This window comes from uncultured Microbacterium sp. (assembly GCF_900078385.1).
GTDB lineage: Bacteria > Actinomycetota > Actinomycetes > Actinomycetales > Microbacteriaceae > Microbacterium.
On the sequence record NZ_FLQR01000007.1, the window covers coordinates 356,132 to 381,340 of the forward strand.

Below are 25,209 nucleotides of genomic sequence, written 5' to 3' on the forward strand. Positions count from 1 at the left end.
CCCGCCCGCCGGGGTCGGTGCGCCACCCGCTCCGACCCCGGCACCCACGGTCGCCTCGGGCGACCATCCTCCCCCTGTTCCCGCGATGAGGAGTCGACAAATGACCACCGCACGCCTCGCCTTCGACGACGTCACCGTCGACTTCGGTGTCACCCGCGCCCTGGACGGTGTGGACCTGAGCTTCGCCGCCGGAGAGATCGTCGGCCTGCTCGGCCACAACGGCGCCGGCAAGTCCACACTCGTCAACGTCGCCACCGGCGCTGTCCGCGCGACGGGCGGACGAATGCTCCTCGACGGCCAGCAGGTCACCGCGGACACGCCGCGGCAGGCATCCGAGCTCGGCATCACCGTCATCCATCAGACCCCGGCCCTTGTCGGCAACCTCACCGTCCTCGACAACCTCTACCTCGGTCGCGACCGCACCGGCCGAGCAAAGGGTGACCGGGTCGCCGCCCGCGCGGCGCTCGAAGAGGTCGGCGGCGAGGATCTCACGCTCGACACGATGGTGTCGACCCTCGAGCTCGGACAACGTCAGGTGGTCGATCTCGCCCGCGGGCTCCTGCACGGCGAGATGAAGGTGCTGCTCCTCGACGAGCCGACCGCCGCCCTCGGTCAAGCAGAGACGGATGCGCTCCACGCGCTGATCCGCCGCCTCGCAGCCAAGGGCACGACCATCATCTACGTGTCGCACCGCCTCCCCGACATCATCGAGGTCTGCGACCGGGTAGCGATCCTGCGCGAGGGCAAGGTGGCCGGCGAGCACGCCGTCACCGGCTTGAGCGCCGGAGCGCTCGCGAAGGCACTCGTCCCTGACTTCGAGGAGGCTCAGCACGTCGCCGCGAGGGTCGGCGCCCCCGTGCTAGAGATCACCTCCCCGCATCCGATGTCCTTCCGTGCCGGCGAGGTCGTGGGCCTCTTCGGCGTCGCAGCGGGCGAGCAGTTCCAGCTCCTCAACGCTCTCCACGGCGCCGGTGGCGTGGAGGCGTCCCTGAATGGCACGCCGTACCGGGCGCGCACGCCCCTCGAGGCGATTCGGCAGGGCGTGCACCTGGTTGTCGCCGACCGCGATCGCGATGGCCTCATCGCCGGCCTCGCCGCCCGCGACAACGTGTACCTGCCGTGGCGGGGCCGCAGGGTCGGGGGCGCGAAGGTCGCGCCGACGCATCGCTCCCGTGTCGCGGGCTACACGGAGGCGCGTCGCCGCCTCGGCATCCTCGGGCCCGGGCCGGACTCGCCCATCTCCGCTTTCTCGGGTGGCAACCGGCAGAAGCATCTGCTGGCAGCGTGGCTGTACCCCGCGGTGCCTGCGGTGCTCCTGCTCGCACAACCCACCCAGGGCGTCGACGTCGGCGCAAAGGCCGACATCCGCCGCGCGGTCCGCCAGGCGGCTGCCGAGGGAGCAACCGTGCTCGTCGCGAGCGCCGAGAGCGACGAGATCGCCGGGCTCTGCGACCGCAGCTACGTGCTCTCGGGTGGCGGCATCGCCGAGCTCGAGCGCACGCCCGATTTCGACGCAGCACTGCTGCAGACCCTGCTCGACCTCATCCCCACGAAGGGCGCCCTCGCATGAACGTCACTCAGCTCAAGATCCTGCTCGCCAAGAACGGTGCGATCGTCGCGCTGATCCTTCTCGTCATCGTCTTCACGATGCTCAACCCGCGCTTCGTACAGCCGGGGAATCTCATCACCATCGTGCTGTCGATGGCCGAGGTCGGGATCATCGCGATCCCCCTCGCGTACCTCGTGATGAGCGGATCGATCGACCTCTCCGTCGGGTCGGTCGCGAGTCTCGGCTCGGTCGTCTGCGGCATCGTCGCGACAGGAACCGGGAGTATCTGGCTCGGGATCCTGGCCGGCACCTCCGCGGGACTGGTCACCGGCATCATCACCGGCATCCTCGTCGAACACCTGCGACTCAATCCACTGGTCGTCACCCTGGGCCTTCTGAACGTGTGGGCTGGTCTCGCGCTCTTCCTCACGAACGGGCGCACCATCACGGGCCTGCCGGCCGACTCCCGTGAGGTCGCCGGCTTCACCCTCTTCGGGATCGTGCCGCTGCCGATGCTGTTGCTCATCATCGTGACCATCGCCGCGTGGTGGGTGCTCAACTACCGTCCGTTCGGCCGTCAGCTGCTGGCCGCGGGCGGCAACCAGCGCGCCGCGTTCCTCATGGGTATCAACGTGCGCTCCGTACGACTTCGCCTCTTCGTCCTCGTTGGCGTCGCCGCCGCGTTCGCCGGAGCGCTCATGACCCTGAAGCTGCAGGCGGGCTCGCCGACGACCGGTCAGGGCCTGGAGTTCAGCGCACTCACCGTCGTGCTCCTCGGCGGTATCGCGGTCGCCGGCGGTGCCGGCCGCATCAGCGGAGTGATCGCGGGGCTCCTGTTCGTCGGGGTCCTCCGCAACGGCCTCGTGATCCTCGGTGTCAGCCAATTCCTGCAGACCATGATCGTCGGACTCACCCTCGTGGTCGCGATCTCGCTCGACGAGACGCTCCAGCGGGTGCTGAAGTCCGCCTGGAACAACCTCGCGAAGCAGCGCACCGTGGACAAGGCTGCGTCGACGGACGATGCCGCGGTGGATACGCCCGAACCGGTGCGCAGCTGAGCCCGCATTCGCAGCTTTGGTCTCTCCCCGCACGATCCACCACAACCCCGAGGAACCACTCATCATGACCACCGACGCGCCCGTATCGCTCTCCTCGATCATGGACGGCAACAGCTTCCGTATCGCCGACCTCGACCGACTCGCGCCCACCGCGCAAGAGCTCGTGCTCCGACGCCAGGCGAGCCTCGGCCCGAGCTACCGGCTCTTCTACCGCACCCCCGTCCACGCGGTGTCGGGGTCGGGCGCCTATCTCTTCGATGCCGACGGCACCCGCATCCTCGACGCCTACAACAACGTCCCGAGTGTGGGCCATGCGAATCCGGCGGTCGTGGATGCCGTCGCAACGCAGATGGGGAAGCTCAACACCCACACGCGCTATCTGCAGGACGGGATCGTGCGGTACTCGGAGCAGTTGCTCGCGACTCTCCCCGACCACATCGGCTCGATCATGTACACGAACTCCGGGTCGGAGTCCAACGATCTTGCGATCCGCATTGCCCGGTTGTGGACCGGCGGTCAGGGCATCGTCGTGACGGCCGAGGCATACCACGGCACCACCGAGCTGCTCAGCCGCGTCTCGCCGGCGATCTCGGGGGGATTCCCCGATGACGAGGCCGTACGCATCATTCCCGCGCCCGATTCCTATCGGGTCGAGGCCGACGACATCGGGGAGTGGTTCGCTGAGCGCGTGCGCGAGGCCTTCGACGACCTCATCGCCCACGGCATCCGGCCGGCCGCGCTGCTTGCCGACTCGATCTTCTCCTCGGACGGCATCTACCCGGATCCGCGAGGATTCCTCGCCGCGGCGGTCGATGTTGTGCACGAGTACGGTGCGCTGTTCATCGCGGACGAAGTGCAGCCCGGCTTCGTGCGCACGGGCGACACGTTCTGGGGCTTCGAGCGTCACGGTGTCGACGCGGACCTCGTGTCGATGGGTAAGCCGATGGGCAACGGCATCCCAGTCGCCGCCCTTGCGGGCCGTCCGGAGATCCTCGCCCGGTTCGGGAAGGAGGTGCCGTACTTCAACACTTTCGGGGGCAACTCCGTGTCGATCGCCGCGGCCCAGGCCGTGCTCGACTTCATCCAGTCGACCGATCTCATCAGTTCGGTGAAGCGCACCGGCACGACCATCCGCGACGGCATCGGCGCGCTTGCGGTCGGGCGCCCGCTCATCGGCGATGTGCGCGGATCGGGTCTCTACGTCGGTGTCGACATCGTCTCCGATCCCGAAACGAAGGCGCCCGACTCGGCCGCGGCGCTCGGCATCGTCAACGCCCTGCGCGAGCGGAACGTGCTCATCAGCGTGGCCGGGCCCGGCAACAACGTGCTCAAGATCCGCCCGCCCCTCATCTTCGGCGAGGTCGAGGCACAGTTGCTGCTGGCCACGCTCGGTGACGTGCTCGATGAGGTCGCACCGCGATGAGCTGGCCCGACGCGGTGCTCTGGGACATGGACGGCACGCTCATCGACTCCGAGCGCGCCTGGCTTGGTGCCGCCGAGGCGCTCGCCGTCAGAGCCGGTGTGACCTTGCGTCGCGCAGACCTCGATCGGCTCGTGGGCGCCAGTATGTCGACCACGGCGTCCGTGCTGACGGCCGCCGGTGTCACCGGCTCGGCCGCCGAGATCGTGGCCGAGCTCACGGAGCGGGTGCGGGACGGGCTTGCCGACGACCTGGTGTTCCGTCCCGGCGCACTTCCGCTCGCGGCCGAAGTGCATGCGGCGGGCATTCCGCAGGTCATCGTCAGCATGTCCCACCGCGCGATCGTCGACCACGTGGCCGCCGCCAGCCCGGTGCCCATGGCATCCGTCGCCGGCGACGACGTCGAGCACGGCAAGCCGCACCCCGAGGCTTATCTGACCGCAGCCTCCCGGCTCGGCGTCGCCATCGAGCGCTGCATCGTGCTCGAAGACAGCGCCACCGGACTGGCAGCCGGCGTCGCGAGCGGCGCCGTGGCGATCGCGGTGCCCTTCTACCTCCCCCTCGATGCGGCGGCAGCCGCCGCCGAGTGGGACGACCTCGCCGGCCGCAGGCTCGCCGATCTGCAGGCGCTCGAACCGCACCCTGTTGCCACTGGCACCCTCACCGTCCCCGTACCGCCCGCTCCCTTGGAGGAAAAATGACCGCCCTGACCTCGACGACACCAGCGCTCACGAGCGCGACCGCTACCCAGCTCGCCGGCTGGTACCGCGACGGGAGCGTCTCGCCGGTCGAGGCGACGCAGGCCGCAATCGACGTTGCCGCTTCGGCGGGCGTGGCGCTGAACGCCGTTGCGATCATGAACGCAGAGCAAGCTCTCGAAGACGCCGCCTCGAGTGCCGCGCGTTGGGCGGCGGGAAACCCTCTCAGCGAGCTCGACGGCGTACCGGTATCGGTCAAGGACAGCTTCCCGATGGTCGGCCTCGAGCGCTGGCACGGCAGCAAGCTCAACGACGGAGCGCCCCCGTCCGTTCACGACGGAGCACCGGTGCGCCGCCTCCGCGAGGCGGGCGCGACCCTGTTCGCAAAAACGTCCATGCCCGACTTCGGACTCATCGGGGCGGGGGTGAGCTCGCAGTTCGGCATCATTCGCAATCCTTGGAACCCGGAGCTCAATCCAGGCGGCTCGTCGAGCGGCTCCGGCGCGCTCGTGGCGCTGGGCGCGGGTCCGCTTTCGGTCGGGACTGACATGGGCGGCTCGGTGCGGTTGCCGGCCGCGCTGTGCGGGCTCGTCGGCCTCAAACCGACGCAGGGGCGTATCGCGTACGACCCGCCGAAGCTCATCGGCAGCGCGGGTCCGATGGCGCGTACCGTGGCCGACGCCGCCGCCCTTCTTCGTGTGATCGGCAAGCCCGACCTCAGCGATCACCTCAGCCTCCCGGGTGCGTTCGAGTGGGACGGTGCCGTGCCGGCCTCCCTCGCCGGGGTCACGGTGGGGCTGCTGCTCGCGACCGACGTGCCGGGCGCCGTCGACGACGAGGTGGCCGAGGTCGTGCGAGCCCAGGCTGCTCTGCTCGCCGCACACGGCGCGACCGTCGTGCCGATCGAGGAGCCCCTCACGACCGCCGCCGACCGTGAGAGCTTCATGGCCGTGCTCTCCACACGGGGCCTGCCTGAGCTGCTCGCGGTGCCGGAGGACAAGTGGCCGCTGCTGCCGCCTCAGCTTCTCGAACAGCTTCTCAGCCGCACAGACATCACCGCGGTGCAGCACGTCGCGAACGAGAAGAAGCTCGACGGTGTGCGCGCGAAGATCGCCGCGGTCCTGAACTCCTTCGATTACGTGCTGTCGCCGGTCACCCCGGTCGTCTCCTTCCCCGCCGAGAACGTGACGCCTGTGCGCAACGACTACTCGCTCGACCACATGGTCTTCACCTCGCCGTACAACCTGACGAGCCTCCCTGCCGGCACGGTGCCGGTGGCGATGTCGAGTTCCGGCATGCCGATCGGCGTGCAGGTCGGCGGACGCCGGTTCGACGACACGGGAGTGCTCGGAGTGCTCGCGCTGCTCGAACTGGGGCGCTCGTTCGACCTCGCGTTCCCCTACGCAGCGGCGTCGGGCGCATGAGTGCAGCGCTGAACGGCCTGCCGAGCGAGTGGGCAGACCTTTCCTGGCAGCCCACGGGCATCGGCGCGGGGCTGCTCAGCTGGCAGGGCGCGTCCCATGAGAGCTGGCGCGCAACGACCGGTGCCGGCGTCACCGTGCTCGCGAAGGCTCCACGGCCGCACGCGGTAGGCACAGCGGCGGCTCGCGCGAGGCTCGCCGCATCCGAGGCAGGGGTCGGTCCGCAGATCCTCGCCATGGATGCGGACGGCGGGGTCACGGTCGAGCGTGCGCTCGACGAGCGCTGGCGCGTCGCTACCGGCCTGCGCCTGCAGGCCCCGGGCGCAGTTTCCGCGCTGGCCGTGGCCCGCCGGAGGTTCCGGGAGTCGGGCGCCGATCTTCCGGCGCGTGATCTCGGCGCGGAAGCTCAGACGATGCTCGACGACTTGGCGGCCGTCGGCGCACCACAGCCGCTCGCGCTCGCGCCGGTCGCCTCCGCATTGCCCGGGCTGCGCGCAGCCGTCGCCGATGGTCCCGCTCCGGTGCCGTCGTGGCTGTCGTCGGAGCTCTCCGACATCCAGGTCGGCCCAGACGGGACGGTGATGCTCACCGGCGGCACCACCGCGGGACTGGCCGACCCGCTCGCGGACGTTGGCAGCATCCTCACCGAGGTATCGCCCACCGTCCTGCCGGCCGAGGAGGCGTTCCTGCTCTTGTGGGGGAGTGATCACCCCGGCGCGTTCGCCCGCGCCCGCCTCTGGGGGACGATCACCGACCTCTGGGTGCTGCTGCGGGCCCTGCGTGCCCATGCGCTGGAGCCGGACGCAGAGGTCGGTTACCTCGGTTACCTCATGTTCCGCATCTGGCACGCGGAGCATCCTGTGCTGACGGGAGAGATCGACGCGCTCATCGCGCGGGCGGGGGAGGGATGGGAATGACGAATACGACGATGACGTGGCACGCACTCGACGCGCTCACCCTTGCCCGCACGGTGCCGGACCTGCCGGCATGGCCGTTCGGCACCGATCTGCGCATGGAACGGATCTCCTCGGGCACGACCAACGTGAACTGGCGGATGATCTCGGACGACGGCATCCGGTTCCTCAAGGTCCCCGGCCACGGGGCCGAGGCGTTCGTGGACCGGCAGATCGCTCACGAGGCCGCTCTTGTAGCTGCGGCGACCGGCGTCGGCCCTGCCGTACTGTTCTTCGACGACGCGACCGGCATCGAGGTGACCGCGTTTTTGGACGGATACCGCTCTTCAGGAGCGGGCGACCTGCTGTCGCCGACGGGCATGTCGGAGGTGATGCGCCTCTACCGTCAACTCCACGGCGGCGAGCTGCTCTCGGTCACGAAGACGCTGTTCGACATGATCGACGAGCACCAGGCGCAGATCGCCGAGACCGGCCGCCGACTGCAGCCCTATCAGATCGAGGTGCAGGAGCGATGGCGGCCGATCCAGGAGCGCTATCTCGCCGGCGGGCTGGAACTCGTGCCCGGGCACAATGACCCGAATCCTCCGAACTTCATGGTGAAGCCGGATGCGCCGATGATGCTGATCGACTTCGACTACGCCGCCAACACCGACCGCTACTACGAGCTGGGCGCATACCTGACGATCCTCGGCATCCCCCGAGACCTCGGGCGGACGCTGTTCGCGCAGTACTCGGGCGCGGAGCCGACCGAGAGCCAGCTCGCGCGGCTCTATCTCTCCGGCGTCGGCACGCTCGTGAAGTGGGGCCACTGGGCGCTGTACAACTCGGTCGTGCGCGACATCGACTTCGACTATGAGAAGTACGGCGCCGGAATGCTGCTGGGAGCGCTGACGATGCTCACGAGTGAGGAGTGCGCGCGGGCCGTCGACGCACTGTAACGATGTGCTGACGCACGGAGACCGAGCAGCCCCGCACCACCTGGCGGCGTCGTCGCGGGAGCTATCGGTACGCGGGCGACGAACGCGGTTCCGTTTGACGCATGAGGCGCGCACCGCGACGCTTGCTCCATGCGCGCCAAGGTCACGAGTGTCGACGAGTTCCTCGCGTCCCTCGACCCACCACAGCGGGGGCAGGTCAGCGCACTGCGGCGACTCATCCTGGAGACAGCGCCGGGGCTGGTCGAGCACATCAAGTGGAACTCGCCCAGCTACGTGCACGACGGCGTCGACCGGCTCACCATGCGGGTGCGCCACGGTGCGCACCCCGTCCAGCTCATCCTGCACATGGACACCGCGCGCGCGGAGGATCGGCAGGGTCGGCCGGTCATGCCGGACGATGGCGGCCTCGTCCGATGGGTCTCGGACATTCGCGGTGTGGTCACCATCGAGTCGAGCATGTTGACGGGCTCGGGGACCGACCTCTCCAGAGTGATCGGTCGGCGGCTGCGCACGCGCTGACCACAGTCACGACGACCGCGTACGCTCGCGTGACATGAGCGTCAACGACCGCGACCACGACATCGTCTTACTGGGGGCGTCGGGATTCGTGGGTCGATACACGGCGCGGCATCTGGCGGCGTCGGCGCCCGACGGCGCGCGCATCGCGATCGCGGGGCGATCCCGCGCCCGGTTGCAGGCGGTCAACCGGGAGCTGGGAGCCGACTGGCCGATCGTCGAGGTCGATACCGGCGACGACGCCGCGGTCGCCCGCTTGGCGGCATCCACGTCGGTGATCGCGACGACAGTCGGCCCCTACCTGCGCTACGGCGTGGGCGTGGTCTCCGCGTGTGCCCGCGCCGGCACGTCGTACGCCGACCTCTCGGGCGAGAGCGTCTTCGTCGCCCGCAGTATCGAGCGCAACCACGACGCCGCAGCGAACAGCGGTGCCCGGATCGTCCACTCGTGCGGCTTCGACTCGATCCCCTCCGACCTCGGCCTGGGCCTCGCCCACCGGGCCGTCGGCGGCGTGCCGATCGTCGCCGCGACCCTGCGAGTGAGGTTGCTGCACGGCGGCGTCAGCGGCGGCACCATCGACTCCCTGCGTCAGCAGATGCAGGAAGCGAGATCGGATCCCGCTGCCCGCCGTCTCATCGCCGACCCGTACGCCCTGACCCCCGGGCCGTCCGTCCGGCTTCCCGGGCACCGCGCCACCGGGTGGGGCACGGAGCGCGGCGTCTGGCAGGCGCCGTTCGTCATGGGCGCCTACAACCAGCAGATCATCCAGCGCAGCAACTACCTGACCGGGTGGAGCTACGGGGAGCTCATGCAGTATCGCGAGGTCGTGGCGACCGGCCGCGGGCTCCCCGGGTTCGTGCGGGCAGGGGCGATCAGCGCGGGGACCGCGGCCCTCGTCGCGGGGCTGTCCTTTCCGCCGACCCGCGCGCTCCTCGACCGGGTCCTTCCCGCACCGGGCAGCGGCCCGAGCGCGGACGCGATCGAGCACGGGCGCTTCGCGCTCGACGTCGACGTCTATCCCGTCGAGGGTCAGCCGGTTCGCGCGCGCGTCGCTGCCCCGTTCGATCCCGGCTACGGAGGCACCGGCGTGATGCTCGGCGAGTCAGCGCTCAGTCTCGCGTTCGACGAGCTTCCCGAGCACGCCGGCGTGCTGACGCCGATGGTCGCGATGGGGGAGTCGCTGGCGCAGCGGCTCCGCAATCGACGGTTCACCCTGGACGTCGGCGCCGTCCACTAGTCCGACCGTGCTCCAAGGCGAGCATCCCTCCAGCGGCGACCGCTGCGCACACGCTGACAGATCGCGTGGCTAGCGGCCCGACGCCTCACGCAGCGAGCGCACGACCTCACCCACGGCGGGCATCGCCACGCCTCCTGGACGCGTCAGCGCCATGACACGCCGGGGCGGCTCGCCGTCGATCGGCACGGTGGCGACCGCGGGGTTCCGGCTCGCGGCCAATGCGAGGCGCGGCAGCACCGCCACCGCGAGGTCGTCGGCGACGAGCGCCTGCACCACGACGTAGTCGTCCGTGCTGTGCCGGATGTCGGGCGTGAACCCGCGCCGCGCAGCGGAGTGCAGCAGGTGTCTACGGCAGTTGACGCACCCCGCGACCCACCGCGCGTCGGCGAGGTCCGCCAGGTCCATGGCATCCGACTGCGCGTGCGGATGGGATGCCGGCAGCACCGCCATCAACGGATCGTCGGCGAGCGGCTGCGCCGTGAACCCGTTGAGGTCGTGCTGCTCCTCGGCGTACTCGAAGATGATCGCGATGTCGCACTCGCCGCGGGCGAGGCTGCGCATCGCCTCGGGCGGCTCGAGCTGTGTCAGCTCGAGCTGCAGTCCGGCGTTCGTGTCCGCGAGCGCGCGCACGGCGGGGGAGACGATCGTCGCCATCGCCGACGGAAACGCGACCACCCGCACCACGCCCGCCTCGGCCTGTGCGTGGGCCCGCATCGCACGCTCGGCGTCGTGGAGCACGGCGGCCACGGCATCCGCGTGGCGCAGCAGATCATGGCCGGCCGACGTCAGCTCGATGCCGCGACCGCGGCGCGCGATCAGCGGCACCCCGTGGGTGCGCTCGAGCCGTCGGACGTGCTGGCTCACGGCCGGCTGCGTCCACGCGAGCGCCGCAGCGGCCGCGCTCATCGAGCCGTAACGGCCCACGGCGCGGAACACCATCAGCGACCGCGGGTCGAGCGAGGGCTCCCGGCCGTCGTCCGGGTCGACGAAGCCGATCGTGTCGTCCGCATGGCTCATCGCTCACCTCATAGTCAGGCTTTGGTCTCGTCCAACAACTATGGCGTAGACCGCACGTCTGCGTGCCGGGAGGATCGAGAGCAGACGACGGAGGAGGCGGTCATGAAGACCATCGGGATGCTGGGCGGCATGAGCTGGGAATCGACGGAGCTGTACTACCGGCTCGCGAACCAGCACGTCCGCGAGCGTCTGGGCGGACTCCACTCCGCGCCGGTGCTGCTCGACTCCCTCGACTTCGACGAGATCGCCGGCATGCAGCGGCGGGACGACTGGGCTGCGGCCGGGCGCCTGCTCGGCGAGCGGGCGCGCGGCCTCCAGGCGGGCGGCGCCGACATGATCGTGCTGTGCACGAACACGATGCACAAGGTCATCGGCGACATCGAGGCCGCTGTCGACGTCCCCGTCCTCCACATCGCGGATGCCGCGGCGGCGGCCATCGCGGCGCGCGGCATCGGGCGGGCAGGCCTGTTGGGCACGGCGTTCACGATGGAGCAGGACTTCTACCGCCGGCGGCTCGCTGCGCACGGCATCGAGGTCGTCGTGCCCGACGCCGACGACCGCGCGCTCGTGCACCGCGTCATCTTCGAGGAGCTCGTGCACGGCATCGTCGATGACGACTCGCGCGACGCGTACCGCGGCGTCGTCGACCGGCTCGTCGAGCGTGGCGCGGAGGGGATCATCCTCGGCTGCACCGAGATCGAGCTGCTGCTGTGCCAGGACGACATCGCGGTGCCGGTGTTCCCCACCGCCGCTCTCCACGTCGCCGCGGCGGTGGAGGCGGCGCTGGCCTGACCCGCCAGCGTGGCTACGCGGAAGCGCGGAGGGGCTCGAGGGCGGCGAGGATGAGGTCGAGGCCGAAGGCGAACTCCTCGGTCGGGTCGTAGCCGGCGGCGACGAGCCCCGCCGCGGACTCGTTGAGGTAGGGGAACTCGTCGGGAGGAAGCTGGGGCAGGTAGACGTCCTCGGCCAGGTCCGCGAGCTCATCGGCCGTGTCGAAGGGCAGGCTGGCTGCCTGCAGGGCGTGACCGTAGACATAGCTGTCGAGCAGCCAGTTGGCGTGCGTCGCCATCAGCACCGAGAAGCCGGCCGTCCGCAGGCATGCGGTGACTGCTTCGTGGTGGCGGAGATTCGCGGGGCCCGGTGAGGTCCGCGACTCCATCAGACCGATCGCCCACGGGTGGCGCGCGAGGACCTGCCGGGCGGATACCGCCCGCTCTCGCATCGCCGACTGCCAGTCGGTGCCTTCGGGTGGGAAATCGATCTCGTCGAACACGGTGTCGATCATGGCGTCCAGCAGCTCGTCCTTGTTCGCCACGTAGTGGTACAGCGACATGGCGCCCGCGCCGAGCGCGCTCGCCAGCCGTCGCATGCTCAGCCCGTCCACCCCCTCGCGGTCGGCGAGCCGGACCGCCTCGGCCACCACCCGCGGCTTGCTGAGGCCCGCGTCTGACGAGACCGGGCGCTCCCTTGCAGACATCGGTCTCCTCGCTCGCTGGACAGGCTTGACAATCGTACAGCGTACGGTCATAGTACAGCGTACGACGTACAGTGTACGAAGACTGGATGTCGCGATCAGAACCGCCCCACGCCGGGGGCGGACCGCTCCTCTCGGAAAGAAGAACCGATGACCACCCGAACGAACACCCCGAACCCGCTCGACAACGCTCCGCTCCCCGTGCGGCCCCGGCTCGCCGCCGCGTGGACGAGCTTCGTCTTCCTCTACGCCTACGTCGACATCCTCAACTTCTACAAGCCGGGTGTGCTCGACGGCATCCTGGACGGCCTCATCTGGAGGTTCGACATCAGCTCGACGCTGGTGACGATCTTCCTCGTGTCCGTGTCGATCCCCGCCCTGATGGTGGTGCTCTCCATGACGCTGCCCGCCCGGGTGAACCGCGTCACGAACCTCGTCGTCGCAGCGCTCCTCATCCCCTACTCCCTCTTCAATGCAGCAGGGGCGACCTGGGAGTGGGCCGCCTTCTACGGCATCTCCATCGGCATCGAGGTGCTGCTCCTCGCGTTCATCCTGCGCTCCGCCTGGGCATGGCCGCGCGCGACCGCCGTGCCCGCCGCTCCCGTGACGAAAGACCCTCGGCAGCAGGTGTCCGTGTGAGCCGACGCCGTGAGGCTCTCAGCCGAGCGTCCAGGGGAACAGCACCACGAAAACGGCGGCGGAGACCAGCCAGCACGCCGCGAGGAAGACGACGTCGCGCACTCCGAAGGGCACGAGATGCCGCTCGGTGCGGTCGGGGAAGGCGCCGAACGCCCGCGCATCCATCGCCAGCGCGACCCGTTCCGCGTGGCGGATCGCTCCGGCCAGCAGCGGCACGACGTAGCCCCACCAGCGTGCGACGACTCCGAATCGGCCGCCGTGCGCACCGCGCACACGGTGCGCCTGCCGGATGATGTCGAGCTCGTGCCGGAACCGCGGGACGAAGCGGAACGCCGCCAGCGCCGTGTACCCGACGCGGTACGGCACGCGCAGCTGCTGCACACTCGCGCGCACGAGGTCGGGGCCCGTCGTCGTGAGTCCCGCGATCAGCGCCAGGGCGACGATCGCGGCGAGCCGGAGCGACGTCGCGAACCCGATCTCGAGCGCGCCGCCGTACAGCGTCCACGCGCCGATCGAGACGACCTCGACGCTCCGGTCGATCCGGGAGGCGTCGATCCACACCGACATGCCGACGCCGAAGACGACGACACCGAGCGGCAGCGCGACACCGAGTATGAGGGCGACGGTGCGGGTGAGTCGCGCGCCCGTGAGGATCACGACGTAGCCGAGAGCGAGGAACACCGACGGCGTCGCGAGGTCGCGCACGAAGACAAGCAAAAGGATGGCGGGCAGCGGCCCGGCGAGCTTCGCGAGCGGGTTGAGTCCCGTGAGGAACCGGCGGGATGCGGCGACCTCGGCGTACGGGTCGGCGGCGACGCTCATGCGGCACCGCCCGGGAGGTCGGCGAGGCGGATGGCTCCACGGAGCGCCGCGTGCGAGACCCCACGCAACGCCTGACGCAGCGGCGGCAGCCGGAGTCCCGCCGCGCGCAACAGGGCCTCGTCGGCGAAGACGTCGGCCGTGGCGGCATCCGCCCGCACGCGCCCTTCGGCGAGGACGACCGTCCGTGTCGCGTACTCGGTGACGAGGTGCATGTCGTGCGTGACGACGATGATCGTCGTCCCCGCCTCCTGCAGCTCACGCAGCAGTCGCAGGAGCTCCTCGGCGCGCGCCCGGTCCTGCCCGAACGTCGGCTCGTCGAGGACGAGCACCGGTGCCCCCGCGACGAGCGCGGTCCCCACCGACAGCCGTCGCTTCTGGCCGCCGGAGAGGAGGAACGGATGCTGCTCGGCACTGTCCTCGAGTCCGAAGCGCCGGAGCACCTCGGTGGCGCGGGCGTGGACCTCCGCGTCGGGGAGCTTCTGCCGACGAAGCCCGTGCGCGATCTCGTCGAAGACCGTGTGCGCGATGAACTGGTGCTCGGGGTTCTGGAACACGAACCCGATCCGCCGCGACAGCGACCTCGCGTCGGTGCGCGCGACGTCGGCGCCGCCCACCCGGACCGTGCCGCGCGGCACCGGGACGACGCCCGCGATGGCCTGGACCAGGCTCGTCTTGCCCGCGCCGTTCGCTCCGACGACTGCGACGAACTCGCCGGCGCGGACCGTGAGGTCGACGTCGTGGAGCACCTCGCGGCGACCGCGGCGCAGGGTCAGGCCGCGTACCTCGACGACGGGCTCGCCCGCCGTCACCGGCGCGGTCACCACCCGCGGGGCCGAGGCGGGCCCCGGCACCGCCGTCACGGCCGCCCGCAGCTCGTCCGGAGTGAGCGGCAGGCGATCGAAGACCCACCCCGCCCGGCGCAGGCGCAGCGCCGCCAGGGTCGACACCGGCAGCCAGACGCCCATCGCGTGCAGTTCCTCCGCCCGACCGCGGAGCACCTCGTCCACGGGACCGTCGGCGATCGTCCGCCCTTCGGCATCCAGCACGACGACCCGGTCGGTGAGCATGACCGCGGCGTCGAGGTTGTGCTCGACGAGGAGGATCGCGTGGTCGCGCGGCGTCCCGTCAGGGTGGCGCACGAGATCGTGCAGCGCGACGTAGACGTCCTCGATGCCAGCGGGGTCGAGGTTCGCGGTCGGCTCGTCGAGGACGAGCAGCGGCGACCCCATCGCCAGCGCGCACGCGATCGCGAGCCGCTGACGGCCGCCGCCGGAGAGCCGATCGGGGTTCTCGGCGCGCCGCTCCCACAGGCCCACGCGCCGGAGGGCGTTCTCGCTGCGCGCGAGCACCTCGTCGACCGGGAGCCGGAGGTTCTCCGGGCCGAAGGCGACGTCGTCGAGGACCGTTCCCGTCACGAGCTGGGCATCCGGATCCTGGAACACCATCCCGACATGCGTGCTCAGTACCGACACCGGTGTGGTCCGCGCGTCCAGCCCCGCGATCTCGACGGTGCCCGTGACCTCGGCGGGAACGGCGTGCGGGATGAGCCCGTTGAGCGTGAGGGCGAGCGTCGACTTCCCGGAGCCGCTCGGGCCCAGAAGCAGGACGACCTCGCCGGGGCGGATCTCGAGTGTCGCGCCGGCGGGCGACGCGGTGCGGGCGCCGACGTGGCGGACGGCCAGGTTCCGCACCCGCGCGAGCGGTGCGGGGGCGCCGGGGCCGTCAGGCGCACCGGAGGCGAGCGGGGTCACGGATGTCCAAGCGTCGGGCGGAGTTCCTCCCAACGTAGTCGGGCCTATCCGCGCGCTCCAACCGTCGTCCGGGCGACCCCGGCGCGACGCAGGCCGCTGCCGATCGCCAGCCCCACGAAGGTCCAGAGGACCGGGCCGAGGATGAGGAGGGCGTAGAAGACCGTGACCGCCCAGGGGGCGAGCTTGCCGGCATCCAGGGCGAACCCCATCCCGACGATGAGGACCGCACCCACCACGACGGCGGAGATGAAGAACCGCCAGCCCTCCCAGTGCCGATAACGGGTGAGGGCGGCGACACCCTCCTGCAGGCCGCCGACCAGCAGCGCCATGCCGAGGTAGCGGCCCACCCACTGCGGGGCGAAGGCACTCGCGACGATCCCCGCGAGCAGGTGGGTGACGAGGGCGACCCACGGCATCCGGAGCAGTGCCTGCGCGATGACGCCGGGGACCACGTGCGCGCCGAGGACCAGGCCGTAGACGATCGGCAGGATGGCCCACACGGGGGCACTGACGTAGCCCGCGACGACGGTGAGGAGTCCCGTCGCGACGCCGATCGCCGCGCAGACGAGGAGGACGCGCGTGGAGAGTCGGGATGCCGCAGCCACGCCTCCAGCGTAGTCGCGGCGCTGCGGCGCCCGGCCGCCGGATACCGGGGAAAACCCGGTCAGGCGCGACGGCGACGCTGCGTCAGACGCACGCCCGGGAGCGGGGGCGCGGGGATCCGCTCGTCGCCGTGCCCGACGACGTGACCGAACCGTTCGGCACCGGACTCCCAGGCCTCGCGCGCGTCCACGATCTCCTCGTGGGAACGCGCCACGAAGTTCCACCACATGACGATGTCGTCCTCGAACGGCTCGCCGCCGAGGAGGAACACCGTGGTGTCGGCGTCGGCGCTCATCTCGACGCCGTCGCGGCGGGTGCCGAGGTAGAGGAGGCCGCCCTCGGGGAGGGCCGTGGGGTCGTCGTCGTCCGCGAACACCGCGCTGGTCCCGTCGACGCCGAGGAGCGCGTACTCCCACTCGGCCCGCAGCGGCAGCGTCACCCGGACGCCGGCGGGCAGGAAGATCTCGGCGCCCACGATCGGCGTGTACATCGTGGCGGGCGAGACAGCCCCCGCGAACTCGCCCACGACGATCGCCGCGACCGCGCCGTCGCCGAGGTCGACGACCGGCAGATCCTCGTGCCGCTCGAACGCCGGGTCGCCGTGGCGCCGGGACTCGGGCAGCGCGACCCACAGCTGGAGGGCATCCAGCGGCGCGGGGTCGTCGCCGATCGAGTACTCCGAGTGCACGATGCCGGCGCCGCTCGTCATGAGATTCAGTGCGCCGCGCGTCACGACCACGTCGCTGCCGACGGCATCCCGGTGCCGCACCTGCCCGACGAAGGGCCATGTGACGGTCTGCAGCCCGATGTGCGGGTGCGGCTCGACGCGCATGCGCGTGACCTGCGGACCGAACCGGTCGACGAAGCACCACGCGCCGACCATGGGAAGGTCGCGCTGCGGAAGGCTTCGGTGCACCGACATCCCGCGGACACCGCCCAGGGGCACCTCGCGGGCGGACAGCAGCAGGACGCGCGGGCCGTCGCTCACCGGCGGGGCCTCCCGCTCCTCGGGGCCGCTGTCCAGGCGGGTCATACCCGCTCGATCGCGTCGCTGCCCGTCTCGTCGGCAGTGGGGCGCCAGTGCACGTCGAGCCCTTCGACCTCGTGGGTGTGCAGGTACTTCACGACGAACGGGCACACCGGCACGACCGTCTCGCCCCGCGTCGCGACGTCGGCGAGCGCCTGTCCGACGAGGATGCTGGCGAGCCCCCGCCCGGCGAAGGCGTGATCGATCACGGTGTGCGGGAACACGGTGCGGCCGTGACGGTCGGCCACGAACTCGGTGAACCCGGCGATCGTCTCGTCGAGGTGGATCTCGTAGCGCCCCTTCTCGTCGTTGCGGGTCACAGTGATCTCGGCGTCGTCCGTCACAGCGGTTCCTCTCGTCGCTGACTCCAACGTAGGCGGCGGCTCCCGTGTTCCGCCAGGCTCTCCCACCGCTCGTCGCGCCGTCGCCGCCGTTCGTCGCGTCCGGCGTCGCCCCGCCGCACGCGGGCCGGGCGGCGTTCCTAGCCTGTCAGCACGCAACGTTGCGCCGACGAGGAGATCCGATGACTGCACCTTCTGCGCCCCGCGGGCGCGCCGCGGGGTTCGCCCACGACGAACCCGACATCACGCCCGACCCGAACCTCCCCCCGGTCGCGCTGCCGGCCGAGCACGATGAGAAGGCCGCGCGCTGGACCTGGCCCAAGATCGCCCTCTGGGCCGCGATCGCGCTCCTCGGCGCGGTGGCCTGGACGATGCTCGCGATCGTGCGGGGTGAGACCGTCAACGCGATCTGGTTCGTGTTCGCCGCGGTCTGCACCTATCTCATCGGCTACCGCTTCTACTCGAAGGTCATCGAGCGCTACATCACGCGCCCGAACGACAACCGGGCCACGCCGGCCGAGATCCGCCAGGACGGCAAGGACTACGTCCCCACCGACCGGCGTGTGCTCTACGGCCACCACTTCGCCGCGATCGCCGGCGCCGGGCCCCTCGTGGGGCCCGTCCTCGCCGCGCAGATGGGCTTCCTGCCCGGAACCATCTGGATCATCGTCGGCGTCGTCCTCGCCGGTGCCGTCCAGGACTACACGGTCCTCTTCTTCTCGATGCGTCGCGGCGGCCGCACGATCGGCCAGATGGCGCGCCAGGAGCTCGGTCGCATCGGCGGCACCGCGGCGATCATCGCCTCGCTGCTGATCATGCTGATCATCGTCGCGATCCTCGCCCTCGTCGTCGTGAACGCGCTCGGCGAGAGCCCGTGGGGCGTCTTCAGCGTCGCGATGACGATCCCGATCGCCCTGTTCATGGGCGTCTACCTCCGCTACCTCCGCCCCGGCAAGGTCACCGAGGTCTCCCTCATCGGCTTCGTGCTGCTGATGGCCGCGATCATCGGCGGCGGCTGGGTAGCAGGCACCGAGTGGGGCCAGGCGATCTTCCACCTCGACCGCACGACCATCGCGTGGGGCATCATCATCTACGGCTTCATCGCCGCCGTCCTCCCCGTCTGGCTGCTGCTCGCCCCCCGCGACTACCTGTCGACGTTCATGAAGATCGGCGTCATCGTGATGCTCGCCGGTGCCATCGTGCTCGTGCGTCCGGAGATCACCGTCCCCGCGGTGTCGGTGTTCGGTGAGAACGGCATGGGCCCGGTGTTCGCCGGTCCGCTCTTCCCGTTCCTGTTCGTGACGATCGCCTGCGGCGCCCTGTCCGGATTCCACGCGCTGATCGCATCGGGCACGACGCCGAAGCTCGTCGAGAAGGAGCGCCAGACGCGCTTCATCGGCTACGGCGGCATGCTCATGGAGTCCTTCGTCGCGATCATGGCGCTCGTCGCCGCGATCTCGATCGACCAGGGGATCTACTTCGCGATGAACGCTCCCGCCGCCGTCACCGGCGGCACGGTGGAGGGCGCCGTCGCGTTCGTGAACTCGCTGGGCCTCACCGGTGTGAACCTCACGCCCGACATGCTCACGAGCACGGCGGCCGCGGTCGGTGAGGAGAGCATCGTCTCCCGCACCGGTGGCGCACCGACCCTCGCACTCGGCCTCGCGCACATCATGCAGCAGGCCCTCGGCGGGCAGGCGCTCATGGCGTTCTGGTACCACTTCGCGATCATGTTCGAGGCGCTGTTCATCCTCACCGCCGTCGACGCCGGCACGCGCGTGGCCCGCTTCATGCTGCAGGAATCCATCGGCGCCTGGGTGCCGAAGTTCCGCGACGTCTCGTGGCGCCCCGGCGTCTGGATCACCACCGCGATCATGGTCGCCGGCTGGGGCACGATCCTGATCCTCGGCGTCACCGACCCGCTCGGCGGCATCAACACGTTCTTCCCGCTGTTCGGCATCGCGAACCAGCTGCTGGCGGCCATCGCGCTGTCGGTCGTCCTGGCGATCGTCGCCAAGCGCGGGCGGGCGTACGTGAAGTGGCTGTGGATCATCGCCCTGCCGCTCGCCTTCACCGCCGTCGTCACGATCACCGCGTCGATGTACAAGATCTTCAGCAGCGTGCCGGGGATCGGCTACTGGGCGAACCACTTCCGCTACCGGGCGGCGCAGGATGCCGGCGACGGCAGCCTCGGCGAACCCGCGGTCGTGGAGGCCGTCATCCGCAACACGGCCGTCCAGGGCACGCTCTCGATCATCTTCGTGGTGCTGGCGATCATCGTCATCGTCACCGCGATCGTCGTCACGATCAAGGCGATCCGCAACGGCGGCGGCGAGAACACCGAGGAAGCGCCCGTCGTGTCGCGTCGGTACGCGCCCGCCGGGTTCCTTCCGACCTCGGCCGAGCGCGAGCTCGAGAAGCAGTGGGAGCCGCTGCTGCGCGACGAGCGGAAGGCGACGTCCGCCCACTAGGCGGATCCCCCCCATGACGAACCAGACGGATGCCGTGACCACCGGCCCGCTGCGCGCGCTCGCCGCGCACATCGGGAGGGTCGGCCGCGGCATCCGCTGGTACGTCACGCAGCTCATGGGCGACACCGCCTACGCGACCTACGTCGCCCACCACCGTCGCCACCATCCCGATGAGGCGCCCCTCACCGAGCGGCAGTTCTGGCGGGAGAAGATGGACGACCAGGACCGCAACCCCGGCGCGAGGTGCTGCTGAGGCGCTGCCGGCACGCCGACCGTAGGCTGACGCCATGACCGACTCCGTCGTGCTGGCCGGGTTGCTCGGCGCGGCCGGCGGCATCGCGCTCACCGTGCTCCTGCTGCTCGCCCGGCGCCTGGCCCGCGGTTCGCGGGAACTCGGCAGCGACGAGGAGCGGGCGACCTACCGGGCACTGCACCACGCGAGCCTCGCCGCGCCGCATCTGCGCGGAGGCCTCGGCTCGCCGGATGTCGCGCGGGCCGCGCGGCACCTCCGCGTGCTGCTCGGCAGCACGGCCGTCGCCCTCGTCGGCGCCGACGGCGTCGTCGCGACCGACGGTCAGGGCGACGGGCTCGACGCCTCCGCCGCGCGCATCGCGGCGCAGGTGCGCGAGACCGGACGCCGCCAGGTGTTCCCGCGCCGGGAGGGTGGGGAACTCGAGGCCGTCGGGGCCCCGATCACCGTCGACGGCGAGGTGGTCGGCGTCGTCGTCGCGTTCGCGGCGCCCGTGCGCGCCGCCCTCGTCCGTGCCGCCGGAGAAGTCGCCGAATGGTGCGCGGCGCAGCTGGAGCTCGGCGAGCTCGATGCGTCCCGCACGGCGCTCGCCGAGGCGGAGCTGCGGTCGCTGCGCGCGCAGATCTCCCCGCACTTCATCTTCAACGCCCTCACCGCGATCGCCTCCTTCATCCACACCGACCCGCTGCGGGCCCGCGAGCTCGTGCTCGAGTTCGCCGACTTCACGCGCTACTCGTTCCGGAGGCAGGGCGAGTTCACGACGGTCGCCGAGGAGCTGCGCAGCATCCACTCGTATCTCGAGCTCGAGCGTGCGCGGTTCGGCGACCGGCTCACCGTCACGCTGCGGATCTCCCCGGAGACACTGGCCACCGTTATCCCGTTCCTGTCGGTGCAGCCGCTCGTGGAGAACGCGGTGCGGCACGGACTGGAACCGGGGGAGGGCGGCGGCAGCATCCGCATCGCGTCGCACGACGAGGTCACGCACACCGAGATCACCGTCGAGGACGACGGCGTCGGGATGGATCCGGAGTCGCTGCGCGCGCTCCTCACCTCGCGCGACGACGGCGCGCACGTCGGGCTGCGCAACGTCGACACGCGGCTCCGCCAGCTCTACGGTCCGGACGGCGGGCTGGTCGTGGAGACGAACACGGGCGCCGGTACCATGGTGCGCATGCGGATCCCCAAGTCGCAGCCGCTCCACACGCTCGACCCGATTTGAGCCGCGGTCGTGGCCCTGATCGACGTCCTCGTCGCCGACGACGAGCGTCCCGCGCTCGACGAGCTGGTGCATCTCCTCCGCGCCGACGAGCGCATCGGCGAGATCCTCACCGCGTCATCGGGTGCCGAGGCGCTGCGACTGCTCTCCGCGCGCGCCGTGGCCGTCGCCTTCCTCGACATCCACATGCCCGGCCTCACCGGACTCGAACTGGCGCGCTCGCTCGGCGGCCTCGCCGACCCGCCGGCCGTCGTCTTCGTCACGGCCGACGACGCCCGCGCCGTCGACGCGTTCGACCTGCGTGCAGCGGACTATCTCCTCAAGCCCGTGCGCCTCGAGCGCCTGCGCCGGGCGGTGGACCGGGTGCTCGAGCTCGGCTCGGAGGCCGCCGTCGACGGCGATGAGGTGCTGCCGGTGACGGTCGGCGCGACCGTGCGCTTCGTGCGACGCAGCGACGTGCGGTGGGTGCACGCGCAGGGCGACTATTCGCGGCTGCACACCGACGAGGGCCCCGGGCATCTCGTCCGGATCCCGATCTCGGAGCTGGAACAGCGCTGGGGCGACGCCGGCTTCGTGCGGGTGCACCGCTCGTACCTCGTGCACGCGGCGGCGGTCGGGGAAGCGCGCCTCGGCGGCGCCGAGCCGACCGTCTCGGTCGGCGACGTCGAGCTGCCGGTGAGCCGGCGCCTGCTGCCGGTCGTCCGCGAGGCGCTCGTGCGCGGGGGAGGCGCACGGTGAGCGACCCCCGCCGCGTGCGGGTCACCGCCGATCCGGGACCGCGGCGCGCCGGTGCCGTGACGCGCGGCATCGCCCTGCCGGACGCGCCCGTCGACGAAGCGGATGCCGTGTTCGCCCGCGCCCTCCGCCGCACCCAGCTGCGCCTCGCACTCGGCACCGTCAGCGGGTTCGTCATCGTCGTGGTCGCCCTCTCCCTCGCGATCGTCGCGATCCCCGGGCTCGAGGAGATCGTGCTGATCGGGGTGCCGCTGCCGTGGCTCCTGCACGCGTTCGCGTACTACCCCGTCGTGCTCGTGTTCGCCCTCCTGTACGCACGGGGCGCCGACCGGAACGAGCGTCGCTACCGGGCGCTGCGGGAGCGCGAGTGAACGCCGTCCTCGACCTCGCCGCCGTCGCGCTCGTCGTCGCGATCACCGCCCTCGTCGGCGGCTACGGCCTCCGCGTCTCGCGGACCACGAGCGACTTCTTCGTCGCATCCCGCACGGTCCGGCCGGTCTGGAACGCGTCCGCGATCAGCGGCGAGTACCTCTCCGCCGGCACCTTCCTCGGCCTGTCCGGCCTCGTGCTGCTCGGCGGGGCCCGCGGATTCTGGTTCCCGATCGGCTACGCCGCCGGGTACCTGCTCGTCCTCGTGTTCATCGCCGCGCCCCTGCGGCGGAGCGGCGCCTACACGATCCCCGACTTCGTCGAGGCGCGGCTGGAGTCCTCCGCCGCACGTCGCGTCACGAGCGTCGCCGTCCTCGTCATCGGCTGGCTCTACATCGTGCCGCAGCTGCACGGCGCCGGGATCACGCTCGGCGTCGTCGCGGGGCTGCCGCCGTGGGTCGGCGCCGTGACGGTCGCCGTCATCGTCGCGGCGGCCGTCGCGGCGGGCGGCATGCGCGCGATCACCTATGTGCAGGCGTTCCAGTACTGGCTCAAGCTCGCGGCGCTGCTGGTCCCCGTCATCCTGATCGCCTTCGCCGTCGGCGGCGGGCCGTACGACGTCCCCGCGTCCGTCGTGTTCCCGGCCTCCGCGGGACCGGCGGAGATCGACGCCTACGAGTCGGCGTCGCTGCTGCTCGCGCTCCTCCTCGGGACCATGGGCCTGCCGCACGTGCTCGTCCGGTTCTACACGAGCCCGACGGGGGTCTCCGCCCGGCGGACGACCGTGCTCGTGATCGCCCTCGTGAGCGCCTTCTACGCCGTCTCCAGCGCGATGGGTCTGCTGGCCCGCCGCGTCGCGCCCGACCTCGCCGAGCCGGGCGTCGCGGACACCGTGGTCCTCGTGCTCCCCTCGCGCGTGTTCCCGGGGCCCCCCGGCGAGCTGCTGACGGCGCTCCTCGTCGCGGGCGCCTTCGCCGCCTTCCTCGCGACCTCCGCCGGTCTCGTCGTGTCGCTGGCCGGCGTCGTGAGTCAGGACGTGTTCGGCGGCTCGGTGCGCTCGTTCCGGCTCTCCGCGCTGCTGTGCACGACCGTTCCGCTGCTCGTCGCCCTGCTGACGGTGCCGGCGGGCCTCGTCTCGAGCGTCGGGGTCGTGTTCGTCGTGGCGGCGTCGAGTCTGTCGCCGGCGCTCCTGCTCGGCGTCTGGTGGCGGGGCCTCACCGCGCGGGGCGCGATCGCGGGGATGACGGTGGGCGCCGTCGCGTGCGGCGTCGCGCTGCTCGTGCACAGCGCGGTCGGCGGCGTGGGCGTCGCGGCGCCGTTCCTCGCCCAGCCCGCCGCGTGGACCATCCCCCTCGCCACCGCCGTCATGGTCGCCGTCTCGCTGCTCGATCCCCGGGGCGCACCCCTGCGGACCGACCGCATCCTCGCGCGACTGCACACGCCCGAACGAGCCTGACCGGAGGGCCGGGCCGGCGGCCCGGGTGCCGGCGCGGCGGCGCCCGGGACTGGCGCACCCCGTCCGCGGCGGGGAGGATGAGACGATGCGCCGCGCCGGAGTGTTCCTTGCGCTCGCGATCCTGTTGCTCGCCGGATGCGTCGCCGCACCGCCGGACGCGGCCCCGTCGGCATCCCCGTCCTCGGCGGCACCATCCCGCACGCCGACACCCCGGCCGACCCCGACGCCCACGCCCGATCCGATCGCCGCGCTCTCCCTCGAAGAGCGCGTCGGGCAGCTCTTCATCGTCGGGACGCCGGCCGGCCGGGCCGACGCGCAGACCCGCGCCGCGGTGACCGAGCGGCACATCGGCGGCGTCTTCCTGCACGGGCGTTCGCGCGGCGGCGTGACGGCGACCGCCGCCGTGGTCGCCCGCTTCACCGGTTCCGGAGCGGGCGCGGGGAGCGGCATCCCACTGTGGGTGGCGACCGATCAGGAGGGCGGTGAGGTGCAGGTCCTCCGCGGGCCGGGCTTCGACGACATGCCCTACGCGATCCGGCAGGCCGACCTCGGCCCCGCGAAGCTGCGGGACACCGCGCGGCGCTGGGGGAAGCAGCTCCGCGCGGCCGGCGTGACGCTCAACCTCGCGCCCGTCGCCGACATCGTCACGAGCCACGACACCCGCTTCGACAACCCGCCGATCGGCGGTCTCGGCCGGCAGTACGGGTACGACAGGGCGACCGTCGTCGCGCACGCCGGCGCGTTCGCCGACGGGATGCGCGAGGCCGGCGTCCTGCCGACCCTCAAGCACTTCCCCGGCCTCGGGCACGTGGCGGCCAACACCGACCATGCGGGCAATGTGGCCGACACGACCGTGACGGCGGACGGACCCGACGTCGCGGTGTACCGCGCGCTGCTGTCCGAGGGGCCGGCGCTCGTCATGATCGGCTTCGCCGTGTACGAGAAGATCGACGGTTCGTCGCCCGCGGTCTTCTCGGGGCGGATCGTGACCGGCATCCTGCGCGACGACCTCGGCTACGACGGCGTCGTCATCACCGACGACCTGTCCGCCGCGACGGCGGTCTCCGGCGTCGCACCCGCCGATCGGGCGGTCCGGGCCCTCGCGGCGGGGGTCGATGTGCTGCTCCTCTCCTCCGGTGCCGCGACGCTGCCGGCGATGTACGACGCGGTCCTGCAGAAGGCGCGCAGTGATCCCGCGTTCGCGAAGCGGGTCGACGAGTCCGCCCGCCGGGTCGTCGAGGCGAAGCTCGCCGGCCCGTGATCGGGCAGACTCGGGTGGTGACCTCC

25 protein-coding genes are annotated in these 25,209 nt (G+C 71.4%); 18 read left to right on the forward strand and 7 right to left on the reverse strand.

All coding sequences use genetic code 11. The features are described from left to right. Window positions 1-100 precede the first annotated feature (100 nt). The 9 genes from QZL85_RS09455 to QZL85_RS09495 all read left to right on the forward strand — a co-directional run bounded on the left by QZL85_RS09455 (window position 101) and on the right by QZL85_RS09495 (window position 9,751). Complete coding sequence (locus QZL85_RS09455) at window positions 101-1,570, forward strand: ATP-binding cassette domain-containing protein (RefSeq protein ID WP_295576307.1); 1,470 nt, start codon at window positions 101-103, stop codon at window positions 1,568-1,570. After that, complete coding sequence (locus QZL85_RS09460; RefSeq protein WP_295576308.1) at window positions 1,567-2,607, forward strand: ABC transporter permease; 1,041 nt, start codon at window positions 1,567-1,569, stop codon at window positions 2,605-2,607. Before QZL85_RS09455 ends, QZL85_RS09460 begins: the two co-directional genes overlap by 4 nt. 64 nt (window positions 2,608-2,671) lie before the next feature. Continuing rightward, window positions 2,672-4,030, forward strand: a complete 1,359-nt coding sequence (locus tag QZL85_RS09465) for an aspartate aminotransferase family protein (RefSeq protein ID WP_295576309.1) — start codon at window positions 2,672-2,674, stop codon at window positions 4,028-4,030. Beyond that, the gene (locus QZL85_RS09470) at window positions 4,027-4,728 is read left to right on the forward strand and encodes an HAD family phosphatase (protein WP_295576310.1); all 702 of its coding nucleotides are present in this window, start codon (window positions 4,027-4,029) and stop codon (window positions 4,726-4,728) included. Before QZL85_RS09465 ends, QZL85_RS09470 begins: the two co-directional genes overlap by 4 nt. Next, on the forward strand, window positions 4,725-6,149 hold the full coding sequence (locus QZL85_RS09475; RefSeq protein ID WP_295576311.1) for an amidase family protein: 1,425 nt from the start codon (window positions 4,725-4,727) through the stop codon (window positions 6,147-6,149). The genes QZL85_RS09470 and QZL85_RS09475 overlap by 4 nt, the downstream gene beginning before the upstream one ends. Continuing rightward, a complete protein-coding gene (locus tag QZL85_RS09480; protein WP_295576313.1) occupies window positions 6,146-7,063 on the forward strand; it encodes a hypothetical protein in 918 nt (305 codons plus the stop codon). Before QZL85_RS09475 ends, QZL85_RS09480 begins: the two co-directional genes overlap by 4 nt. 11 nt (window positions 7,064-7,074) lie before the next feature. After that, window positions 7,075-7,998 (forward strand): phosphotransferase, encoded by a 924-nt coding sequence (locus QZL85_RS09485; protein WP_295576314.1) that lies wholly within the window; start codon window positions 7,075-7,077, stop codon window positions 7,996-7,998. A 129-nt stretch (window positions 7,999-8,127) separates the two neighbouring features. Beyond that, window positions 8,128-8,517, forward strand: coding sequence for a DUF1801 domain-containing protein (locus tag QZL85_RS09490; RefSeq protein WP_295576315.1), 390 nt, complete (start codon window positions 8,128-8,130; stop codon window positions 8,515-8,517). 34 nt (window positions 8,518-8,551) lie between these two features. Continuing rightward, on the forward strand, window positions 8,552-9,751 hold the full coding sequence (locus QZL85_RS09495) for a trans-acting enoyl reductase family protein (protein WP_295576316.1): 1,200 nt from the start codon (window positions 8,552-8,554) through the stop codon (window positions 9,749-9,751). A gap of 69 nt (window positions 9,752-9,820) precedes the next feature. On the opposite strand, the gene QZL85_RS09500 is transcribed toward QZL85_RS09495, so the two are convergent. Continuing rightward, the gene (locus QZL85_RS09500) at window positions 9,821-10,768 is read right to left on the reverse strand and encodes a LysR family transcriptional regulator (protein WP_295576317.1); all 948 of its coding nucleotides are present in this window, start codon (window positions 10,766-10,768) and stop codon (window positions 9,821-9,823) included. Between the two features lie 102 nt (window positions 10,769-10,870). Between QZL85_RS09500 and QZL85_RS09505 the strand changes: the two genes are divergently transcribed. Further along, window positions 10,871-11,560, forward strand: coding sequence for an aspartate/glutamate racemase family protein (locus QZL85_RS09505; protein WP_295576319.1), 690 nt, complete (start codon window positions 10,871-10,873; stop codon window positions 11,558-11,560). Between the two features lie 13 nt (window positions 11,561-11,573). On the opposite strand, the gene QZL85_RS09510 is transcribed toward QZL85_RS09505, so the two are convergent. Continuing rightward, window positions 11,574-12,245: a TetR/AcrR family transcriptional regulator gene (locus QZL85_RS09510; protein ID WP_295576320.1), complete on the reverse strand. Its 672-nt coding sequence runs from the start codon at window positions 12,243-12,245 to the stop codon at window positions 11,574-11,576. Window positions 12,246-12,392: 147 nt separating this feature from the next. Between QZL85_RS09510 and QZL85_RS09515 the strand changes: the two genes are divergently transcribed. Beyond that, entirely contained in the window at window positions 12,393-12,881 is a 489-nt protein-coding gene (locus QZL85_RS09515) for a DUF6326 family protein (protein ID WP_295576321.1), read from the forward strand. Between the two features lie 18 nt (window positions 12,882-12,899). On the opposite strand, the gene QZL85_RS09520 is transcribed toward QZL85_RS09515, so the two are convergent. The 5 genes from QZL85_RS09520 to QZL85_RS09540 are packed head-to-tail and all read right to left on the reverse strand — an operon-like array spanning window position 12,900 to window position 17,428. Next, entirely contained in the window at window positions 12,900-13,703 is an 804-nt protein-coding gene (locus tag QZL85_RS09520; protein ID WP_295576322.1) for an energy-coupling factor transporter transmembrane protein EcfT, read from the reverse strand. Beyond that, window positions 13,700-15,454: an ABC transporter ATP-binding protein gene (locus QZL85_RS09525; RefSeq protein ID WP_295576323.1), complete on the reverse strand. Its 1,755-nt coding sequence runs from the start codon at window positions 15,452-15,454 to the stop codon at window positions 13,700-13,702. Before QZL85_RS09525 ends, QZL85_RS09520 begins: the two co-directional genes overlap by 4 nt. A gap of 44 nt (window positions 15,455-15,498) precedes the next feature. Then, window positions 15,499-16,059: an ECF transporter S component gene (locus tag QZL85_RS09530; protein ID WP_295576324.1), complete on the reverse strand. Its 561-nt coding sequence runs from the start codon at window positions 16,057-16,059 to the stop codon at window positions 15,499-15,501. A 59-nt stretch (window positions 16,060-16,118) separates the two neighbouring features. Next, complete coding sequence (locus tag QZL85_RS09535; protein ID WP_295576326.1) at window positions 16,119-17,090, reverse strand: pirin family protein; 972 nt, start codon at window positions 17,088-17,090, stop codon at window positions 16,119-16,121. Further along, complete coding sequence (locus QZL85_RS09540; protein ID WP_295576327.1) at window positions 17,087-17,428, reverse strand: GNAT family N-acetyltransferase; 342 nt, start codon at window positions 17,426-17,428, stop codon at window positions 17,087-17,089. The genes QZL85_RS09535 and QZL85_RS09540 overlap by 4 nt, the downstream gene beginning before the upstream one ends. 179 nt (window positions 17,429-17,607) lie before the next feature. On the opposite strand from QZL85_RS09540, the gene QZL85_RS09545 reads away from it, so the two are divergent. The 7 genes from QZL85_RS09545 (at window position 17,608) to QZL85_RS09575 (ending at window position 25,183) form a co-directional block, all read left to right on the forward strand. After that, a complete protein-coding gene (locus tag QZL85_RS09545; protein ID WP_295576328.1) occupies window positions 17,608-19,896 on the forward strand; it encodes a carbon starvation CstA family protein in 2,289 nt (762 codons plus the stop codon). Between the two features lie 13 nt (window positions 19,897-19,909). Beyond that, window positions 19,910-20,149 carry a YbdD/YjiX family protein gene (locus QZL85_RS09550; protein WP_295576329.1) on the forward strand — a complete coding sequence of 80 codons (240 nt, stop codon included), beginning with the start codon at window positions 19,910-19,912 and terminating at the stop codon, window positions 20,147-20,149. A 34-nt stretch (window positions 20,150-20,183) separates the two neighbouring features. Then, window positions 20,184-21,365, forward strand: a complete 1,182-nt coding sequence (locus QZL85_RS09555) for a sensor histidine kinase (protein WP_295576330.1) — start codon at window positions 20,184-20,186, stop codon at window positions 21,363-21,365. A gap of 15 nt (window positions 21,366-21,380) precedes the next feature. Then, window positions 21,381-22,100 (forward strand): LytTR family DNA-binding domain-containing protein, encoded by a 720-nt coding sequence (locus QZL85_RS09560; RefSeq protein ID WP_295576370.1) that lies wholly within the window; start codon window positions 21,381-21,383, stop codon window positions 22,098-22,100. Then, entirely contained in the window at window positions 22,097-22,468 is a 372-nt protein-coding gene (locus tag QZL85_RS09565) for a heavy metal transporter (protein ID WP_295576332.1), read from the forward strand. Before QZL85_RS09560 ends, QZL85_RS09565 begins: the two co-directional genes overlap by 4 nt. Next, window positions 22,465-23,922 carry a cation acetate symporter gene (locus tag QZL85_RS09570; protein WP_295576333.1) on the forward strand — a complete coding sequence of 486 codons (1,458 nt, stop codon included), beginning with the start codon at window positions 22,465-22,467 and terminating at the stop codon, window positions 23,920-23,922. Before QZL85_RS09565 ends, QZL85_RS09570 begins: the two co-directional genes overlap by 4 nt. Before the next feature lie 85 nt (window positions 23,923-24,007). Further along, window positions 24,008-25,183 carry a glycoside hydrolase family 3 N-terminal domain-containing protein gene (locus QZL85_RS09575; RefSeq protein WP_295576334.1) on the forward strand — a complete coding sequence of 392 codons (1,176 nt, stop codon included), beginning with the start codon at window positions 24,008-24,010 and terminating at the stop codon, window positions 25,181-25,183. The last annotated feature ends 26 nt before the right edge of the window (window positions 25,184-25,209 follow it).

Bases quoted from the DNA above. Each gene is read 5' to 3' on its own strand.
- QZL85_RS09510 (WP_295576320.1), bottom strand. From the start codon at position 12,245: ATGTCTGCAAGGGAGCGCCCGGTCTCGTCAGACGCGGGCCTCAGCAAG.
- QZL85_RS09480 (WP_295576313.1), top strand. From the start codon at position 6,146: ATGAGTGCAGCGCTGAACGGCCTGCCGAGCGAGTGGGCAGACCTTTCC.
- QZL85_RS09485 (WP_295576314.1), top strand. From the start codon at position 7,075: ATGACGTGGCACGCACTCGACGCGCTCACCCTTGCCCGCACGGTGCCG.
- QZL85_RS09470 (WP_295576310.1), top strand. From the start codon at position 4,027: ATGAGCTGGCCCGACGCGGTGCTCTGGGACATGGACGGCACGCTCATC.
- QZL85_RS09550 (WP_295576329.1), top strand. From the start codon at position 19,910: ATGACGAACCAGACGGATGCCGTGACCACCGGCCCGCTGCGCGCGCTC.
- QZL85_RS09520 (WP_295576322.1), bottom strand. From the start codon at position 13,703: ATGAGCGTCGCCGCCGACCCGTACGCCGAGGTCGCCGCATCCCGCCGG.
- QZL85_RS09555 (WP_295576330.1), top strand. From the start codon at position 20,184: ATGACCGACTCCGTCGTGCTGGCCGGGTTGCTCGGCGCGGCCGGCGGC.
- QZL85_RS09490 (WP_295576315.1), top strand. From the start codon at position 8,128: ATGCGCGCCAAGGTCACGAGTGTCGACGAGTTCCTCGCGTCCCTCGAC.
- QZL85_RS09455 (WP_295576307.1), top strand. From the start codon at position 101: ATGACCACCGCACGCCTCGCCTTCGACGACGTCACCGTCGACTTCGGT.
- QZL85_RS09475 (WP_295576311.1), top strand. From the start codon at position 4,725: ATGACCGCCCTGACCTCGACGACACCAGCGCTCACGAGCGCGACCGCT.
- QZL85_RS09515 (WP_295576321.1), top strand. From the start codon at position 12,393: ATGACCACCCGAACGAACACCCCGAACCCGCTCGACAACGCTCCGCTC.
- QZL85_RS09575 (WP_295576334.1), top strand. From the start codon at position 24,008: ATGCGCCGCGCCGGAGTGTTCCTTGCGCTCGCGATCCTGTTGCTCGCC.
- QZL85_RS09460 (WP_295576308.1), top strand. From the start codon at position 1,567: ATGAACGTCACTCAGCTCAAGATCCTGCTCGCCAAGAACGGTGCGATC.
- QZL85_RS09495 (WP_295576316.1), top strand. From the start codon at position 8,552: ATGAGCGTCAACGACCGCGACCACGACATCGTCTTACTGGGGGCGTCG.
- QZL85_RS09505 (WP_295576319.1), top strand. From the start codon at position 10,871: ATGAAGACCATCGGGATGCTGGGCGGCATGAGCTGGGAATCGACGGAG.
- QZL85_RS09545 (WP_295576328.1), top strand. From the start codon at position 17,608: ATGACTGCACCTTCTGCGCCCCGCGGGCGCGCCGCGGGGTTCGCCCAC.
- QZL85_RS09535 (WP_295576326.1), bottom strand. From the start codon at position 17,090: ATGACCCGCCTGGACAGCGGCCCCGAGGAGCGGGAGGCCCCGCCGGTG.
- QZL85_RS09500 (WP_295576317.1), bottom strand. From the start codon at position 10,768: ATGAGCCATGCGGACGACACGATCGGCTTCGTCGACCCGGACGACGGC.
- QZL85_RS09465 (WP_295576309.1), top strand. From the start codon at position 2,672: ATGACCACCGACGCGCCCGTATCGCTCTCCTCGATCATGGACGGCAAC.